This window comes from Geobacillus lituanicus (assembly GCF_050994965.1).
GTDB lineage: Bacteria > Bacillota > Bacilli > Bacillales > Anoxybacillaceae > Geobacillus > Geobacillus stearothermophilus.
In genome coordinates this window covers 768022-785910 of the sequence record NZ_CP194773.1, presented here as the reverse complement: position 1 = coordinate 785910, position 17889 = coordinate 768022, and the positions used below count along the sequence as shown (strand labels likewise).

Below are 17889 nucleotides of genomic sequence, written 5' to 3'. Positions count from 1 at the left end.
ATTGAACGCCGAGCGATGATCGTCAGGACTTCCTCTTGGCCCGCAAGTCTTGGATCGTTGCCCCCACCGAAATGTGGTTCGGATCGGTCAATATTTCAATCACCGTCGGCTTCTTGGCTTCAAGCGCCAACAGAAGCGCTTCCGTGAACTGTTGTTCCGTCTGTACTTGGAATCCGCAGCCGTTTAGGCATTCTGCCAACCGGGCAAACGACACGCGGCCTAAATCGGTGCCGATGACCCGCCCCGGAAACTGCAATTCTTGATGCATGCGGATGGTGCCGTACATATGATTGTTAAACACAATGCTGATGATCGGAATATCGTATCGAGCGGCCGTTTCCAACTCCTGCACCGTCATCATAAAGCCGCCATCCCCGGATAAAGAAACGACGGTCCGGTCGGTAAAGGCCAGTTTCGCGCCAATGGCGGCCGGCATGCCATATCCCATCGCTCCTGACGTCGGGCCGATGTACGTGTGCCCATCCCCAAACGGGAAAAAGGCGTGAAGCCAACCGGCGAAATTCCCGGCATCGTTCGTAATGACCGCATTTTTTGGCAAATGGCGCGCCAAACTTGCCATCACAGCTTCATAGAGATTGCGATGTTCCACCGGCAGCCTGGCTGTTTGTTCGTACCGTTTCCTCCGTTCAGCCGCCCATTCTTGCCAAGACGGCCGCACCGCGAGATCGAGCAAACGGGACAGCACTTCCTGACAGTCAGCCCAAACCGCGAGATCCGGTGCATACACTTTTCCGAATCCATCGCTGTCAATATCGATATGAATCAGCGTCTGCGTTGGAGATAGCAAACGGTAATCTTGCGTCGTCACTTCCGACAGCCGCGTTCCCAATGCCATCACCACATCCGCCTGCTCGGCCGTTTCGATGACCGCTTTGGGCGACCCTAGACCTAGGTGTCCGACATAGCACGGATGGTTGTGGGGAAACACGTCATGCCGCCGGAACGCCGCCATGACCGGAAGTGCATACTTTTCCGCCCATAAGCGCAGCAACTGCTCCGCTCCCGACCATTTGACGCCGCCGCCAGCAATCACGAGCGGCCGTTTGGCGCGCTTCAGAATCTCTTCAATGTGCTGTATATCTTCTTGCCTTGGTGCCGGCTTCGGCACATCGGTCTCGGCTATCACTGCTTCCGCTATCGTTTTGGAAAAGACATCTTCTGGCAGTGAAACGACGACGGGGCCGGGCCGCCCTGTTTTCGCGGTGCGAAACGCCCGTTGCACCAGCTCTGGCACCCGCTCGGCTTCGCGAATTTCGACCGCCCATTTGGCGATCGGACGAAAAAACGCTTCCATATCGACTTCCTGAAATCCTTCACGCCCTAGGAAGCGGCTGTTCACTTGCCCCAAAAACACGACCATCGGAGTGGAATCTTGCCTCGCGGTATGGACGCCAATCGCCAAATTCGCTCCGCCGACCGCCCTTGTAGCCAGCACGACGCCGCACTTTTGCGACGCTTTCGCATACCCTTCCGCCATAAAGGAAGCACCCCCTTCATGGCGGGCGGAGATGAACTCAATGGATGGCTCATCATAGATGGCATCAAGGAGGGGCAAATAACTTTCCCCCGGCACACCAAACACATAACGGATTTGTTCCTGTTTGAAACATTCGACGATGGCTTGAGCCACCGTGATGTGACGCATCGTTCGCTTCATGGCGCCGATTCCTCCCAATTCACTTGCTTCCATCGTTCAACGGCTTGCTCTAGACGCTCCATCGGCGCTGACAGCGATACGCGGACATATCCTTCCCCTGCGGGTCCAAACGCTGTTCCCGGTGTGACGATGACTCCCGCTTCTTCGAGCAGTTTGGCGGCAAATCGTTCGGATGAGTATCCGTCATAGACCGGGATCCACAAGAAAAAGGTCGCTTTCGGCCGCTGCACGTCGATGCCCAGTTCTCGGAGTTTCTCGACCATCCTATTCATGCGTTGTTCATAAATGCGGCTATTTTCTCGAATAAACGTCTGTCCGTTCATCAAAGCGGCCACCGCCGCCTTCTGGATCGGAATAAACTGGCACGTATCCGTGTTGCTCTTGATCACCGAAAGCGCTCGAATCATGTCCCGGTTTCCGACCACGTATCCGATGCGGCAGCCGGCCATGTTATAGCTTTTGGACAACGATCCAAATTCCACCGCCACTTCCTTTGCCCCGTCCACCTGCAAAATGCTCGGCGCTTGAAAACCGGCAAACGTCACGAACGAGTAGGCCGCATCATGAGCAATGAACATCCGGTGCCGACGGGCAAGTGAAACGGCTTCGGCCAATACATCCAAATCGACAGCGGCGGCCGTCGGATTGCTCGGATAATTGAGAAACATGATTTTCGCTTGGTCATAAACGGACGAGGGAAGCGCATCAAACCGAGGAATATAACCATGTTGCGCATCGAGCGGCAGCGATCGGCTCTGGCCGCGGGCAAAATGGACGGCCGTCCGGTAGACAGGATAGCCTGGATCAGGCACTAAGGCGAGCTCGCCGGGATTGAGAACGGCTTGCAGCAAATGGACGATTCCTTCTTTCGAGCCGATTAACGCCAACACCTCGGTCTCCGGATCGAGCTTGACGCCATATTCCCGTTCATAAAAACGCGCGACCGCTTCCCGATACTCCCTGCAGCCGCCATACGGCGAATACGTATAGTGTTCTGGCGCATCGAGCGCTTCTTTCAACGCTTCGATGACAAAGGAAGGGGGCGGCAAATCGGGGGCGCCGATCCCTAAATCAATGACATCGACCCCGAGCTTTAGCAGTTCTTCTTTTTTCTTTTGAAATCGGGAGAACAAATATGGCGGCATCGTCTGCACAATATCGGAAAATGTGTTCAATCCCATCCCTCCTCATGGCCCTTCGTTTCAGTTTATGCGCACGCCCATCCCCCTCATGCCCGTCTCACGTTCCAGAAGCAGCCTATAATATTAATGGCTTGCGCACATCAAGACATCATCAAAATCTTTTTTCTCGAATAGCAGGCTTTTTCACGAAGCTGCTAGAAGGCCGGTGATTTACTGGAATAACAGCTTACTGGAATCGCTTCTCAAGTAGAAAAAGCTTGTAGCATCGACCCTATTTTCACACGTTCACCCATCGATCAAGGAAAACAGCGTTTTTTCACCGGCCTTCTGGAAAAACGCGATCCGACCATCTGAAACCCGACCCTTTCGCCATAAAAAGAAGCGGCCGGCATCATCCACGGTTCGATGACGCAACTGGCCGCTGTCTATGGAAGCGAAGCGCCGGCGAAGGCGCCGCGATAGACTGCGCAGTTTTCCCCTCATGATCATTCTATGATTCAAAATTTGCACCTTATGCCATTATCATAATCCATCTGAAACGATTTTTAAATATATTTTTTGAAAATTATATATTTTAAAAATAATAAAAAACCACACCCATTTGCACAACAAACAAGAGGGGCGATCAACGTTCGCCCCCCTCCGCTGCTTCGATCAGCACCGAGCGTTTTCCAGCTCATGCTTTTTCCGTTGATCGAACTTCCGTATCCTCTCCACCATGCCGAGCATCGCAGCCCGTTTCTTGTCATTGATACAGCGACGAGCCTTGCCGAATAAATTGTTGCGCTTTTTCTTTCATCCCTTCCTCTTTGATTTGCCGCTGCAGCTCGTGCGAAATGTTCATCGAACAAAACTTCGGCCCGCACATCGAGCAAAAATGGGCCGTTTTCGCCGCCTCGGCCGGCAATGTTTCATCATGGTACTCACGAGCCCGTTCCGGGTCAAGCGACAAGTTGAACTGGTCGTTCCAGCGAAACTCAAAGCGCGCTTTCGAGAGCGCATCGTCACGTTGCTGGGCGGCCGGATGCCCTTTCGCCAGATCAGCCGCATGGGCGGCGATTTTATAGGCCACGACCCCGGCGCGTACGTCCTCTTTATTCGGCAGCCCTAAATGCTCTTTCGGCGTTACGTAACAAAGCATCGCCGTTCCATAAGCGCCAATGATGGCGGCGCCAATCGCCGACGTGATGTGATCGTATCCCGGCGCGATGTCGGTGACAAGCGGCCCTAACGTATAAAACGGCGCTCCATGGCAAATGTCCTGTTCCCGCTCGACATTTTCGCGAATTTTATGCATCGGAATGTGGCCCGGCCCTTCGATCATCACCTGCACATCATGCTTCCAGGCGATTTTCGTCAGCTCGCCAAGCGTTTCCAGTTCGGCAAACTGCGCCTCATCGTTCGCATCGGCGATGGAGCCGGGGCGCAAGCCGTCGCCAAGGGAGATCGCGACATCGTATTGTTTCAAAATCTCGCAGATTTCTTCAAAATGCGTATACAAAAAGTTTTCTTCATGATGGGCCAAACACCATTGGGCGATGATCGAGCCGCCGCGCGAGACAATTCCGGTCGTCCGGTTGGCGGTGAGCGGAATGTAATGAAGCCGCACACCGGCGTGGATCGTCATGTAGTCGACTCCTTGTTCAGCCTGCTCGATGAGCGTCTCGCGGTACACGTCCCATGTCAGCTTCTCCGGCACCCCTCCTACCTTTTCGAGCGCCTGATAAATCGGCACCGTTCCCACGGGGACCGGCGAATTGCGGATGATGTACTCGCGTGTTTCATGAATGTGTTTGCCGGTCGACAAATCCATGACCGTATCGGCGCCCCAACGCACCGCCCAAAGCAGCTTTTCCACTTCATCTTCAATCGAGGATGAAACGGCCGAGTTGCCGATATTGGCATTAATTTTCACATGGAAACGACGGCCGATGATCATCGGCTCACTCTCGGGGTGATTAATGTTCGCCGGAATGATCGCCCGTCCGGCCGCTACTTCCTGGCGAACGATTTCGGGGTCGATTCGTTCACGGATGGCGACGAACTCCATCTCTGGCGTAATGATCCCCCGTTTGGCATAATGCATTTGCGTTACGGTTTTTCCGGGCTTTGCCCTCAATGGACGGCGCACGAACGGCAGCGGGCGGACGCCGGCGGTCGCTGATGGCTTCACTTCTTCGACATCGCCGCGCTCAACAATCCAGTTGCGGCGAAGAGGCGGCAATCCTTTTTCGACGTCCGGCTCAAAATGAGGATCGGTGTATGGACCGGTTGTGTCATAGACGCGCACCGGCTCGTTTTCCACCGTTCCTTGCGGCGTTTTCGTCGGCGACAACACGATCTCTCTCATCGGCACGCGCACATCCTTGCGCGATCCTTCAATGTACACCTTGCGGCTGGCTGGAAATGACATGAACGAGCGGATGTTTTCCATGCGTGGCTTCCCCTTTCAACATAAAATGATGAAAAATCAGATCTGAAGCCACACCGTCTGAAGCGGGGCAAACACGAGAATAGGCGATGGCGGCCGATTCAAAATAAAAACAGGTTCCGACACCGGAACCTGATCGAAGGCAAAAGGCCAAATGAACAAGACACGTCCATCTGTTCCCGCTGCCTGCTTCCCTACGCTGGCATGACCCAGATCAGGTTCAAAGGGTCAAAGAACTTCATCGCGTTCTTTTCTCAGCCCGGCTCCCGGACTCCCCTAGCAGATGAGCGTATAACCATGATGACTGACTTTTTTTATTTTATCAGGCAATTGGCAAAGATGCAAACCATTTTATTCCAAACGTTGACTCCCACACGTCGTTTGAAAGCCCCTCTTTCTCGAAGAAAGCGTCCTTTTCCTCACTCACACAGAAAATTTCTTCAGCATTGCCCGCATCTCGTCCGCCATCTGACCGAGCGATGTCGACGAAGAGGCGATTTCCTCGACGGAAGCCATTTGTTCCTGCGTCGCTGCCGATACGTTGGCCGCACCGGACGCTGACTGTTCGACAATATTGGTCATCTGTTGGAGTGCGTCGTTCACTTGACGAGCATGCTCCGTCATTTGCTCGATGGCGGACGATACTTGTCCAATTTGTTTGCTCACTTGGCCGACCTCCTCGCGGATATGGGCAAATGATTGGCCGCATGCCGCCGCAACGTTCAATCCTTTCGCCACTTCGGAGATCACCTGTTCGGCAGACGAAACCGCCCGCTTCGTTTCTTCTTGAATGTAGCCGATCAGCTCGGAAATTTGTTGCGCGGAGCGCGCGGATTGTTCTGCGAGCTTGCGCACTTCATCCGCGACAACCGCAAACCCTTTCCCTTGCTCGCCGGCGCGCGCCGCTTCGATCGCGGCATTGAGCGCCAACAAATTCGTCTGCGACGCAATGCCGGTGATCGCTTCCGTAATTTGTCCAATCTCATTCGAGCGCTCCCCGAGCCTTTGAACGACCTGGCCAAGCGCTTGAACGTGGTCGTAAATGAACTGCATTTGCTCGGACATTTGTCCGATGGACTGCTTGCCGTCCTCTGCTTTCGCCGACGTTTTCTCGGCGCGGTGCGCCACATCTTTCGTATGGCAAGCGACGTCGCTCAATGTTTGGGAAATATCATGCACGGACGCGGCGGTGGTGCGGACAGCATCAGCCTGCTCCTCCGCACTTGCCGCAAGCGTTTCCATCGTTGTCGCAATTTGCTCTGTCGCTTTCGTCGTCTGTTCGGCGACAGCGGCAAGCTGCTGAGAATATTGCGCTACTTCTTCGGCATGATGTTGGATTTGCCCCATCACACTTTGCCAAGCGTCTGCCATATCGTTTAACGACGCCGCAATTGGCCGCAGTTGCTGCACGCGATCAAGCGGTATGCGCACCGTCAAATCTCCGCCTGTCATCTTGCCTAAATGTTCGTTAATAACGGCAATCGGGGCAACAAACCGTCGATAGTTGAGCGTTGCCGAAACGAAGCCGAGCATCGCGCCAAACAGCACCACAGCAACAAGCGTCCACCAAAATGCCGCCCCGCGAATGCCGTTGACCAGGCATGTGGCCATGCCGATCGCCGCTGTGCCAGGGATGACGATGAACATGGTGCGGATGATATAACTTGCTAATGACAAAACGCTCTCCTCCTTTTGCCATGATGCAAACACCTTTCTTATTTCTTTACCACATAAATAGATTCGTGAATGAACGTTCATTTTCCTTCCTAGTCCTAATCATGAATAGGGGTGGTTGCAAAGTTTTCTGATCTAACAAGGACCCGCTCAAAAACATCATGCTTTTGATCGCCTATAATCGGTGACGAAAATAAGAAAAGGCGCCCCGTTCGATTGGGGCACCACCTGTTGTTTTCCGCTTTACACCGCCGGTTTTTCCGTTGTCACATACGTCCCGGCAATAAAATCGTGAATCGACCGTTTGTCTTCTCTTGCAGCTACCATAATCGCACTAATAATGAGACCAATGCCAAACGTGATAAAGTATACGAGTCCGCCAACGAACGAGCGCAAAAACATCGTGCCGACCCCAACTTTTCCGCCGTTGACTTTCGCAATCCGGATGCCAAGCATCCGCTTGCCGACCGTATATCCGTACCAAACAGCAGGAACGATTAACGCGTAAAGGATGTTCGCTAATGACGTAAACCAGTTCGTTTCCCAACTGCCAGTGATGAAATAGCCGATGATCGAAATCGGAATGCCAACGACAATCGCATCCAACAAGTTAGCCAACAGCCGCTTCCAAAATCCAGCCGGATTCGTCACCGCCATATGTCTTCCCTCCTGTTGCCTTTTCTATATTGTATTCGCAATCAACAGCGTAATTGTCTTTATTTTAACCTGAATTGTGGAAAGGAATCTATACTATAGTTTGGTGTTTGCCGCCATTATTGGGCGGCAGGAGTGAATGCGTCTTTTCACGATCCGTAAAAAAGATAGCCCAAAAGGCCATTTTTGCAACCGAGACACAGTTGGCTGCTGTGCCGTTTCATACATAAAGAAAAAGCGGCTTGTGAAGCGGATCGATCATCCGATATAGGCGGCTTTTCCCCTCGTTTAGCCAAGCTTGGCCACCACCGCCGAAAAATCGTCCAGAAGCGGCCCTTTTTGCGCAAAATGGCGGCGCAGATGGTCCAAAAGCACCTGCTCGTCCAATAAACACGCCCGCCCAAATCCAATATTCCGCCTTCTCATCGACAAACACGGGAGCGACGATGCTTTTCATGCCAAAACGCCCGACCGGTACGACCGATGGACGCTGCCATCCGTCAATAACAAGTTCTCGCGGGCAGAAAAACGATGGCGCTTCCTTTTCAGCTGCAAACAAAACGAGCTCCGCCAGCTCGGTCATATTCGATACTTTCGTCACGGGAGCGCCGTGATCATCGACGATCAGCATGCTCAACTCCGTCAATGCCGCGTATGCATCTTGAATATATTGCAACGATTCACGGATCACCACGCCTTCAACTCTCCTACAACTCGTTTTTACCCCTATCTATCCTGAAAATACCCGAACTTCAAAATGTGCAAGGTTTCAGAGTTCGACATAGCGGCATTTTCATCCCTTCGATGGTGACGAAATCTTTTTGTCATAGGAGTCTATTATGGACAAATAACTGGCAAGAAATCAAGCTTTAACCCCCTGCGACAGCAAAAACAAACCGGCGCCGGCGGCCCGCACGAGATAGCGGGCGCCGCGCCGGAAAAGAGTTTTTGCGCCAAACAGAGCGCACCATCAAGAACAGGCCCAAGCATTTCGGGCAGCTTGGAAATGAACATCACCAATCGATGCACAATTCAAGAGCATGGAGACAATCAGCCAGCTGCCGCTTAATCTCCGCCAATGCAGCCTCCGTCTTGGCTTCTGCACGCAACACAAGAATCGGCTGCGTGTTCGACGGCCGCACCAACCCCCAGCCGTCTGGGAACTGGATGCGGGCGCCATCCACATCGACAACAGGGAAACGGCCGGCAAATTTCTCTTTTACTCTGGCAATGGCAGCCGCTTTTTTCTCTTCCGGGCAAGCAACTCGCGTCTCCGGCGTCGCGGCGTACTGCGGCACGTCGGCGAACCACGCCGACAGCGGGCGCTCATCGTGCGACAGTAATCGAAGCAAGCGCCCAGCGGCGTACAGCGCATCGTCATAGCCGTAAAATTCATCATTGAAGAACAAATGACCCGACATTTCACCGGCAAACGGGATCTCCGGACGACGGCGCAACGTCGCTTTGACGTGCGAGTGGCCGGTGCGATGGAAGAACGGTTTCCCGCCAAGTCGCTCAATTTCCTCAACGAGCGCTTGCGAACATTTCACTTCGACGGGCGCGTCGGCTCCCGGATGGCGCTTCAAAATTTCGCGCCAGAACAACACCATCAGTTGGTCGCCCCAACGGATCGCACCCGTTTCATCCACGACTCCGATCCGGTCGCCGTCGCCGTCAAACGCGATGCCAAGATCCGCCTGCTCCTTGCGCACCATCTCAATCAAGTCCGTTAAGTTCTCCGGCACGACCGGGTCCGGATGATGATTCGGAAACGTCGGATCGGATTCACAGTAAAGCGGGATGACATCGCATCCCCACTCTTTGAGCACTTGTGGCGCAATGATCGATGGGGTGCCGTTGCCGCAGTCGACGACGACCTTCAGCTTGCGCGGACCGAGCTTAATTTTCTCCTTCAACATCTTGATATAGGCCGGAGCAAGGTCAAGCGTTTCCTCGCGCCCGCGCGCTGTTTCAGGACGCGGCTGTTCCTGGCTGAGCCGCTCCATCGCCCGCCGCAGCGCTTGGATGCGCTCGCCATAAATTGTCGTTTTCCCCATAGCGATCTTAAATCCGTTCTCATCCCCTGGGTTATGGCTGGCGGTGATGATCATGCCGCATGGAATGTTCGTGTAGTATAAGCTGTAGTAAAACATCGGCGTCGTCGAAAGCCCAATATCGACGACATCGCAGCCGCCATCGAGCAGCCCATCTTTGAGCGCCCGATGCAAGCCAGGCGATGACAGACGATTGTCATGACCGACAACCGCCCTCTTCTCTCCTTCCTTTTGCATCATGTCGGCAAAGGCCCGTCCGAGCCAATACGCAAACGGCTCGTCAAGCTCCTCGCCGGCGCGCCCGCGAATATCGTATTCTTTAAACACGTGTGCTGGCCATGTGAATCGTTTCGTTGCTGAAAAGCTCATCCATAACCACCTCCACCGAAATCGACTGAGCGATTGCTGCCGTTAATAAGTAAGATAGCGTCGACTCTGCCCCCCGATTCGGGTTCGGGCCGTTTGGACCAAGCCCATCACAACAGCTGCCATCGCTTCGGTCAGCCAATGGAACGCGGCCGTCATTGCTTCCATAAAACCACGCCAGGCAGCGGCGAACAACGTCGCGATACCGCTTATCTTCCGTCGCCCAATACGCCTCGCGCGCCGCCAGGGCGAGCTTCATCACATCGAGCGGCTGCTGATCCCAATCGGCGCGGTAACGGCGGCTGCACCAGCCGCGGTTGCCGATCGGGCGAATGACGCCCGCCGGTCCGCTCATCTTCTCGATCAAAAAGTTGAGGCTTTCTTCCGCTGCCTTTCTGACCTCTTGTCTTGGCATGCGCCGGTACGCCGTCCAAAGCGACCACGGCAACACCCCGTTGGCGTATGTCAGCTCCGGTTCGTACCAGCGCCAGCTGCCATCCGCGTGCGTTTCGTAGGCCTCAAGCAGCTGACGCTCAAACCGCCCCGCCAACGCGGCCAACTCCTTCTTGTCAACGCCGGGCACCCCCTCCTCTTTAAGCAACCCGCTGCACGCCGCCAGCCCCCAGGCGACGCCGCGCAGCGAGCGAAGCTCCCATGCCGCCGGCAGCGCCCTCCTCAACATGTCCGCAGCCGCCTCGCGCCGCGCCGCGTCATCCAATTGCCTATACGCGATCGCCGCCGCCCAAAACGACCGCCCGAAGCAGTCGTCTGAGGGCGTCTCTTCCTCTTTCGTCCGATCGAAGAAAAAGTTGTTATGGAACGTCCCGTCATCGTTTTGCGCCCAAAGCAAAAAGGCCAAATATCGGTCAAGCAGACGATACAGCCGCTCCTTTGTTTCTTGATCGTCGAGCAACGCCAGCCACTCGAGGCACGCCCATACGGCGCGGGCGTTGTCATCGGTCGAATACCCTTCGCGCCGCCGCGGAATGCGGCCGAGGCTATGCTCGAGCAACCCGGTGTCGTCAGTCATGCGCTCGAGATGGTCGAACTTAATGACCGACGAAGCCAACCGCCTTCACCTCCCCGCGTTTTGCGGCGCACACGCGCTCAAATAAGGCGACATGCTGTTCGCCGACGCGCGGCCAATGCGTGTTCGCCCCAATTTGGCGCACGGTTTCTTCCCAGCGTTTTAACGCCGCCTCATCGGCCAACAGCTGCCCAAGCCGCTCTTCCCATCGGGCGGTATCGCCATACGGCAACAGTAGCTCCTCGCAGCCCCGCAACAAATCGCGCGCATGCTCATACGGCGTCGAAACGACCGGACGGCCGACGCCGACCGCATAGGCGAGCGTGCCGCTTGTGATTTGCTGCATGCCCGGGTACGGGGTGACATACAAATCGCACGCCGTCAAATAATCAATCAGCTCTTCTTCGCTGAAATACCGGTCCTCCATGCGGACATGGCCGTCGAGTCCAAGCCGATGAATCAACGCTTTCAGCTCATCGCGGTACGCCTCGCCCTCCCGTTTTTTCACTTCCGGATGTGTTTGGCCGGCGATGACATACAACGTGTCCGGTACGCGGCGGATGACGCCCGGCAGCGCGGCGAGCACCGACTCGATTCCTTTGCCGCGGCTTAACAGTCCAAACGTAAACATCACCTTGCGCCCGCTAAACCCGAGGCGCCGGCGCAGCGATTCGCGGCTCTCGCAGCTCGGCCCCGGGGCGCCGTGCGGAATGTAGACGATTTTTCCTTCCGGCAAGCCAAACGCTTTGACCAAATACGGGATCGCCTGCCGGTTCATGACGATGATGGCGTCGCTTGCCGCAGCGATTTTTTCTTGAATCGGGCGGTACGGCAGCGGCGGTTCGGCAAACACCGTATGGAACGTCGTCACGAGCGGCTTTTCGAGCGCCGCGATGAAATCGAGAATGTATTCGCCCGCCTCGCCGCCGAAAATGCCGAACTCATGCTGCAATAAAACAATATCGATGTCGCTCTCATTCACCCGTTTGGCCATCTCGGCATACGCCGCGCGGTTTTGCGCCGGGAGCGGCCAATACGCCGGGTTGTGGCGATAGGCGTCATCGCCGTCGCTTTCGTTGTACAACACGATGACGCGGTCGCCATCGGACGGTTCGCGGACGCCGTCAATACTTTGCCGCAAATGTTCCGTAAATGTCGCCAGCCCGCACCGCCGCGGCGGATACGTGCTGACGTACGCGATTCGAATCATGCTTGCACCGCCTCCTTAAACTGGTTGATGATTGAATCTTCGAACACTTCTCCCGCCGTCGTCACCGTCCGGTAGCCGAAAATGCTGTTTTGCAACCGGCTGCGGTCGCGGATGACAGAACGGTCCCAAACGATGGTTTGCGAGCAATGAACGCGGGCGCCGATTTGGCAGTGGTCACCGATGACCGCATTCGGGCCGATCACAGCCTGCGGTCCGATTTTCACATGGTCGCCGATGAGCACAGGCGGTACAAACAAGACACCCGACCCAATCTCGACATGTTCGCCGACAAATACCCCTGGCTGGATTTCACGGCCTTTCAGCGGAACCGGAAACTCCCGACGCAACGCATCCCAATGCACTTGGCGATAGCGGGCCGGCGTTCCCATATCGCGCCAGTATCCGTCACTGACGATGCCATAGACACCGACATTCCTTTCGATCAACAGCGGGAATGTTTCGCGTTCAATCGACACTTCCCGCTCCGCCGGGATATAGCGCATCACCTCTGGCTCCAAAATATACATGCCGGCGTTGATCCGGTTCGATGGCGCTTCTTCGCGGCGCGGCTTTTCGATAAAGCGCAAAATTCGCCCGCTGTCGTCTTGTTCTACGACTCCATAGGAAGAAGGATCGTCAACCTCCGTTAAGACAATGGTCGCAAGCCCGCCGTGTTGACGGTGGAAATCAAGCAGGGGAATCAATTGCGGCAAGTGCACGATGTCGGCGTTAAACACAAGAAAACGTTCATTCAGAAAACGTTCGGCATTTTTAATCGCCCCGGCCGTTCCGAGCGGAGACGGCTCAAGCGCGTATGTAATGTTCACATTGAAACGTTTTCCGTCGCCGAAATAACGGCGGATCACGTGAGAGCAGTGATGGGCAGCGATGACAAATTCGTTGACTCCTTGGTCGCGAAGATGAATGATGAGGTGCTCAAGCCATGGCCGATTCGCAATCGGGGCCATCGGTTTGGGGATGTTTTCGGTCAATGGACGAAGACGTGTGCCTAATCCTCCTGCCAGCAACAATGCTTTCATTTCGTCATCCCTCCATACGATTTTTTTCACAAAACTAGACACGATTCTTGATGGATGAACGAGAAAATGAAAGTGATTCATAGATTGCTAGCACTCGGCTGTGATGGTTGCTAATAATAATATACATAATATTCCTTCTGTTGCGCAAGCGAAATGATTGTCGGATAGTGTCGATGAGGAATGATTGATGCTTGCAAATTTCAAAACTTTCATTTTCTCGTTCTTCTTTTTCTTTGCGGTATAATGAACATCGTTAATGCTATATATATGTGAGGGAGGAGGAGAATACGCCATGATTTCTTCATTTTTCCGTTACCGTGTCGGCATCGCCGGCGCCGGTGCGTTCGCTGAATTTTTAGCCGGCGCGCTCGCCCCGCTTCCTTCCTTTCAGCTTGCTGCCGTCGCCGGCCGAACGGACGCAAAGCGCCAGCGCGTCATCGACGCCTATCGCCGCCGTCAGCCGCAAGCGGGCGACGTGCGCGAATACCGCGAAGCTGAACAATTGATCGTTGACCCGCACGTTGACATCGTCATTCTCACCACCCCGCCGCATTTGCACGCCCCGCTTGCCGAGCGGGCGCTTGAGGAAGGAAAACATGTGCTCCTTGAAAAACCAGGCGGCCTCACCGCCGAGGCGCTGCGGGCGAACATCCGGCTTGCCGCCCGCCAAAACCGGGCGTTGGCGGTCAATCTCGTCCTTCGCTACCACCCGCTCACAGAAGCCGTCAAGCAACTCATCCACCGCGCGCTTCTTGGCCCAGTGGACTACGCAAGCCTTCACAACGCGGCTCACCGCGTCGCCAAAGGCCATTGGTTTTGGGACGAGCGGCGAAGCGGAGGCATTCTCATTGAACACGGCGTCCACTTTTTTGAAGTCGGCCGCGATTGGTTTGGCGAAGCGGTTTCCGCCCACGGATTCGCGCTTCAGGAAACAGACGGCACACGGCCGCGCGTCGGCGCCACGGTGATTCATGAAAACAACGGCCGGCGCATCCCCGTTCATTATTACCACGGCTTTACGATGGACCCTGCCGCTTCAGAATCGACGCACTGGGACATTCATACGAAACGCGGGCGCATCGTGCTTGACGGCTGGATTCCGACGCAGCTGTCCGTCTCCGGCCTCGTTACTGACGAGGAGGCAGCCTGCATTGACGCCTGGCTTGACGCCATCCCGACAAAGCCGTCGGCTGACGCTATCGAACAACTGCAGCAAGCGGCCGACCGGCTGTTGCCGCCCACGGAACCTTCAGCCGCTCCGCGCCGCCCATACGAGCGCACTGTGGTGCTCTCGGACCGCCACGGGTGGTACGAAGCGATCGCTCAAACGCGCTTTCTTGATTTTTGTCGTTTGATTGAAAATCCAAACTGGCGCGTCCTCGTCACCGCCGAAGACGCCGCCGCCGACCTCTCCTTGGCCGAAACGTGCACCGTGACGGATAAAGCAATCGACCCACTTGACATCCGCTAACTGCTGACACCAAAAGAGCCTGGTGCGGCCACATGGCAAACGGCCGCAACCAGGCTTTCTTCACCTCAATCAGCGATAGATCTCGGTCTCATCAGAACGTCCAAAACGCTCTTCTGCGCTTCCTCCTCAACCAACAACGCCTCAACAGTCGGAATGTCCGCCGGCGCCCACTCAAGCGAGCGCAATGCTTGAAGCGGTACCCACCGAAGCTCCGCATGCTCCCGCGCCCGCGGCTCCCCATCGACTAAGCGGGCTTCATACGTCCGCAAATGCACGATGGCGTGTTCATACTCATGGAACACATCAGCCAACAACTCACCGACCGAAATGGTGCAGCCAAGCTCCTCGCGAATTTCCCGAACTAAAGCGTCTTCGGGCCGCTCCCCCTCTTCCACTTTGCCGCCCGGAAACTCCCACACGTTGGGAAGCGACATGTTCGGCGCGCGCAACGCACATAACACATCCCTCTGTTCATTGAAGATGGCTGCCCCGACAACATGAATGACCCGTTTCATTCATAACCCGCCCTTCTCATCCATATACGCCATTTTAGCAAAAACCGTCTCGCTTTCCAAAACAGTGGAACCCCTTTAGGCGTTATGTTACTTTAAAGAAGAGCAGAACCTTTTCACCAGGTGCTCCGTATTCTCAACTGAAATCGCTGACAAGGGGGAGAACGTGTTGTTCAAAAAACTGTTAAGTTCGATCGGCATCGGTGCCGCCACTGTTGATACGAAGCTCGCCAAAGCGCAATATGTCCAAGGCGAAACCGTCGAAGGGGTTGTCGACATTCGCGGCGGCAGCGTCGAACAGCACATTGATGAAATTTATTTGGCATTAGTCACAACGTACATCCGCGAAATCGATGATAAGAAATTTGAAGAAAAAGCCGTGCTGGCGCGCTACAAAGTGAGCGGCCCGCTGACGATCGCGCCGAACGAAACGAAAACGATCCCGTTTCAATTCGCCTTGCCGTACGACGTACCGGTCACGCTCGGTTCTTCGCGGGTATGGCTGCAAACTGGCCTTGACATTAAAATGGCGCTCGACCCGCAAGACCGCGACTATCTCACCATCGAGCCGCACCCGCTTGTCGCCGCGTTTCTCGAGGCGGCCCGCCAATTAGGTTTCCGCCTTCGCCATGTGCAATGCGAACAAGCGCCGCGCTATTGGCAACGGCGGCTGCCGTTTGTCCAAGAGTTTGAATTCAAGCCGGCAAGCGGACCGTTTAAAGGCCGACTTGACGAACTGGAGGCCATTTTCTTTGTCTCCGAGCATGGGGTTGAAGCCATTTTAGAGATTGACCGCAAAGCGCGCGGGTTTGCTGGATTGCTTTCCGAGGCGCTTGATATGGACGAAACGCTTGTCCGGTTCACCTATGGGCCGAGCGATGTCGCTTCATTGGCGCAACGGTTGGCGAATGCAATTAGCCGGTATAGCTGAGCTAAAAGGGGCAAAAAACGAAGGGGCCACTCGGCCCTTTTGTACTATGTGCTATACGGATGCAGTGAAAAGCTTGTCTATCTTCCCTGCAGTCGACCCAACTGTTCTGCAAAAACCACATTACTACAATTTCAAATTGCACCACACACTCCTTTTGTTTATTTTGATTCATACGGCTAGGATTCAGTGAGCTTTTTGCTTTGCAACCGGTGTCAGCCCCATCGCGGCTGGCTTCTTTTTCGACCTTGCCATAAGCGCAAAAGGCAATGCAACGTTTGGATAATTCAAACTATTCGAATATAACAATCTATTCGTTAATCAATAATATTCATGCTAAAATAGTGTTTGTTCACCACTAGAAAACACTTGTGCATGTACGGTGAATTTCATTCTTGATCATCCATGAGTGTCAGGAGGAACGTTATGAAGCAACTCATTGTAAGGTGGAATCAGCTTAGCCTTGTCAGACGTATCCTTGTCGGTATCATCATCGGGATTGTCCTCGCCATGGCCGTCCCGGAATCAACAAAATGGGTGTCCATTTTTGGTTCCTTGTTTGTCAGCGCTCTAAAGGCCGTCGCACCCGTATTGGTGTTCTTTCTCGTGGTCTCCGCCATTTCCCGCCATCAAAGCGGCCAAAAAACAAATATCCAACACATTCTTGTCCTATACGGGGCCAGCACGTTCTTAGCCGGTCTTACCGCCGTCGTGGCCAGCTTCATCTTTCCGGTTCATTTATCTTTAGCTGAAGGGGCGAAAGATATCTCTCCCCCTAGCGGCATAACAGAGGTACTTCAGTCCTTGTTGCTTAATATTGTTGATAACCCTATTCATGCACTGATCAATGCGAATTATATCGGTATCCTGACTTGGGCGGTGCTGCTTGGCATCGCATTAAGACCTGCACCGGAGACGGTCAAAAACGTCATCACCAGTTTTTCTGACGCCATTTCAAACATTGTCACATGGGTCATCAATTTGGCACCCATCGGAATCATGGGGCTTGTTTTTGACGCGATAGTCACCAACGGGCTTTCCGCTTTCATCGAGTACGGAAAGTTATTGGCCGTTCTTCTTGGGACGATGTTTTTCGTGGCATTCGTCATGAATCCGCTGATTGTCTTTGTGAACATTCGCCAAAATCCGTACCCGCTCGTTTGGAGATGCATTCGGGAAAGCGGAATGACCGCCTTCTTTACGCGCAGCTCGGCCGCAAACATTCCGGTGAATATGAATTTGGCTGAAAAACTCGGATTAAACAAAGATACGTATTCGGTCTCGATCCCTCTCGGTGCAACGATTAATATGGCTGGCGCCGCCGTTACGATTTCCGTGTTGACGCTTGCTGCGGTTCACACATTGGGGATTGAAGTCGATCTAGGTACAGCGCTGATTCTTAGCATTCTTTCCACCATCGCCGCTGCAGGGGCATCCGGCGTCGCGGGCGGCTCGCTTCTCCTTATCCCGTTGGCATGCAGTTTGTTTGGCATCCCAAATGATATTGCCATGCAAGTAGTAGGGGTTGGTTTTATCATTGGCGTGTTGCAAGATTCATGTGAAACGGCCCTGAACTCCTCTTCCGATGTTCTTTTCACCGCAACAGCGGAATATGCGAAGAGACGCAAAGAAAAAAACGCCGTCATCATCGAAGCTGAATTTCATGCAAAACGAGCGGGTGGCAACTGAAACCTTTCTTGTT

At 54.4% G+C, this 17889-nt stretch carries 13 protein-coding genes, 1 pseudogene and 1 riboswitch; of the genes and pseudogenes, 3 read left to right on the top strand and 11 right to left on the bottom strand.

Translation table 11 applies throughout. The features are described 5' to 3' along the window. Window positions 1–22: 22 nt before the first annotated feature. From ACR1UW_RS03875 to ACR1UW_RS03830, 10 genes and pseudogenes are all read right to left on the bottom strand, one after another. A complete protein-coding gene (locus ACR1UW_RS03875; RefSeq protein ID WP_498934623.1) occupies window positions 23–1678 on the bottom strand; it encodes a thiamine pyrophosphate-binding protein in 1656 nt (551 codons plus the stop codon). After that, complete coding sequence (locus ACR1UW_RS03870; protein ID WP_498934622.1) at window positions 1675–2853, bottom strand: aminotransferase class I/II-fold pyridoxal phosphate-dependent enzyme; 1179 nt, start codon at window positions 2851–2853, stop codon at window positions 1675–1677. The genes ACR1UW_RS03875 and ACR1UW_RS03870 overlap by 4 nt, the downstream gene beginning before the upstream one ends. 712 nt (window positions 2854–3565) lie before the next feature. Further along, complete coding sequence (gene thiC / locus ACR1UW_RS03865; protein ID WP_160268667.1) at window positions 3566–5254, bottom strand: phosphomethylpyrimidine synthase ThiC; 1689 nt, start codon at window positions 5252–5254, stop codon at window positions 3566–3568. 171 nt (window positions 5255–5425) lie between these two features. Beyond that, window positions 5426–5539: riboswitch (TPP riboswitch) on the bottom strand. A 135-nt stretch (window positions 5540–5674) separates the two neighbouring features. After that, complete coding sequence (locus ACR1UW_RS03860; protein ID WP_498934621.1) at window positions 5675–6928, bottom strand: methyl-accepting chemotaxis protein; 1254 nt, start codon at window positions 6926–6928, stop codon at window positions 5675–5677. Between the two features lie 240 nt (window positions 6929–7168). Further along, on the bottom strand, window positions 7169–7582 hold the full coding sequence (locus ACR1UW_RS03855) for an RDD family protein (RefSeq protein ID WP_498934620.1): 414 nt from the start codon (window positions 7580–7582) through the stop codon (window positions 7169–7171). A 382-nt stretch (window positions 7583–7964) separates the two neighbouring features. Then, window positions 7965–8273 (bottom strand): annotated as a pseudogene (locus tag ACR1UW_RS03850) (PocR ligand-binding domain-containing protein); the annotation flags it as partial. Between the two features lie 319 nt (window positions 8274–8592). Next, window positions 8593–10002 carry a phosphomannomutase/phosphoglucomutase gene (locus ACR1UW_RS03845; protein ID WP_498934618.1) on the bottom strand — a complete coding sequence of 470 codons (1410 nt, stop codon included), beginning with the start codon at window positions 10000–10002 and terminating at the stop codon, window positions 8593–8595. Then, window positions 9953–11068: a glycosyl transferase gene (locus tag ACR1UW_RS03840; RefSeq protein ID WP_498934616.1), complete on the bottom strand. Its 1116-nt coding sequence runs from the start codon at window positions 11066–11068 to the stop codon at window positions 9953–9955. Before ACR1UW_RS03840 ends, ACR1UW_RS03845 begins: the two co-directional genes overlap by 50 nt. Next, the gene (locus tag ACR1UW_RS03835; RefSeq protein WP_498934614.1) at window positions 11049–12236 is read right to left on the bottom strand and encodes a glycosyltransferase family 4 protein; all 1188 of its coding nucleotides are present in this window, start codon (window positions 12234–12236) and stop codon (window positions 11049–11051) included. Before ACR1UW_RS03835 ends, ACR1UW_RS03840 begins: the two co-directional genes overlap by 20 nt. Beyond that, window positions 12233–13276: a nucleotidyltransferase family protein gene (locus tag ACR1UW_RS03830; RefSeq protein ID WP_498934612.1), complete on the bottom strand. Its 1044-nt coding sequence runs from the start codon at window positions 13274–13276 to the stop codon at window positions 12233–12235. Before ACR1UW_RS03830 ends, ACR1UW_RS03835 begins: the two co-directional genes overlap by 4 nt. 292 nt (window positions 13277–13568) lie before the next feature. Between ACR1UW_RS03830 and ACR1UW_RS03825 the strand changes: the two genes are divergently transcribed. Further along, entirely contained in the window at window positions 13569–14747 is a 1179-nt protein-coding gene (locus tag ACR1UW_RS03825; protein ID WP_498934610.1) for a Gfo/Idh/MocA family protein, read from the top strand. Between the two features lie 65 nt (window positions 14748–14812). On the opposite strand, the gene ACR1UW_RS03820 is transcribed toward ACR1UW_RS03825, so the two are convergent. Further along, window positions 14813–15262 carry a (deoxy)nucleoside triphosphate pyrophosphohydrolase gene (locus ACR1UW_RS03820; protein ID WP_498934609.1) on the bottom strand — a complete coding sequence of 150 codons (450 nt, stop codon included), beginning with the start codon at window positions 15260–15262 and terminating at the stop codon, window positions 14813–14815. A 163-nt stretch (window positions 15263–15425) separates the two neighbouring features. On the opposite strand from ACR1UW_RS03820, the gene ACR1UW_RS03815 reads away from it, so the two are divergent. Continuing rightward, window positions 15426–16190: a sporulation protein gene (locus ACR1UW_RS03815; protein ID WP_020754998.1), complete on the top strand. Its 765-nt coding sequence runs from the start codon at window positions 15426–15428 to the stop codon at window positions 16188–16190. A 423-nt stretch (window positions 16191–16613) separates the two neighbouring features. Further along, window positions 16614–17876 carry a serine/threonine transporter SstT gene (sstT, locus tag ACR1UW_RS03810; RefSeq protein WP_498934606.1) on the top strand — a complete coding sequence of 421 codons (1263 nt, stop codon included), beginning with the start codon at window positions 16614–16616 and terminating at the stop codon, window positions 17874–17876. Window positions 17877–17889 lie beyond the last annotated feature (13 nt).

What these genes read in the sequence shown, in the direction of transcription:
- ACR1UW_RS03835 (WP_498934614.1), bottom strand. Translation starts at nt 12,236, where the DNA reads ATGATTCGAATCGCGTACGTCAGCACGTATCCGCCGCGGCGGTGCGGG.
- ACR1UW_RS03825 (WP_498934610.1), top strand. Translation starts at nt 13,569, where the DNA reads ATGATTTCTTCATTTTTCCGTTACCGTGTCGGCATCGCCGGCGCCGGT.
- ACR1UW_RS03845 (WP_498934618.1), bottom strand. Translation starts at nt 10,002, where the DNA reads ATGAGCTTTTCAGCAACGAAACGATTCACATGGCCAGCACACGTGTTT.
- ACR1UW_RS03830 (WP_498934612.1), bottom strand. Translation starts at nt 13,276, where the DNA reads ATGAAAGCATTGTTGCTGGCAGGAGGATTAGGCACACGTCTTCGTCCA.
- ACR1UW_RS03820 (WP_498934609.1), bottom strand. Translation starts at nt 15,262, where the DNA reads ATGAAACGGGTCATTCATGTTGTCGGGGCAGCCATCTTCAATGAACAG.
- ACR1UW_RS03875 (WP_498934623.1), bottom strand. Translation starts at nt 1,678, where the DNA reads ATGAAGCGAACGATGCGTCACATCACGGTGGCTCAAGCCATCGTCGAA.
- ACR1UW_RS03855 (WP_498934620.1), bottom strand. Translation starts at nt 7,582, where the DNA reads ATGGCGGTGACGAATCCGGCTGGATTTTGGAAGCGGCTGTTGGCTAAC.
- thiC (WP_160268667.1), bottom strand. Translation starts at nt 5,254, where the DNA reads ATGGAAAACATCCGCTCGTTCATGTCATTTCCAGCCAGCCGCAAGGTG.
- sstT (WP_498934606.1), top strand. Translation starts at nt 16,614, where the DNA reads ATGAAGCAACTCATTGTAAGGTGGAATCAGCTTAGCCTTGTCAGACGT.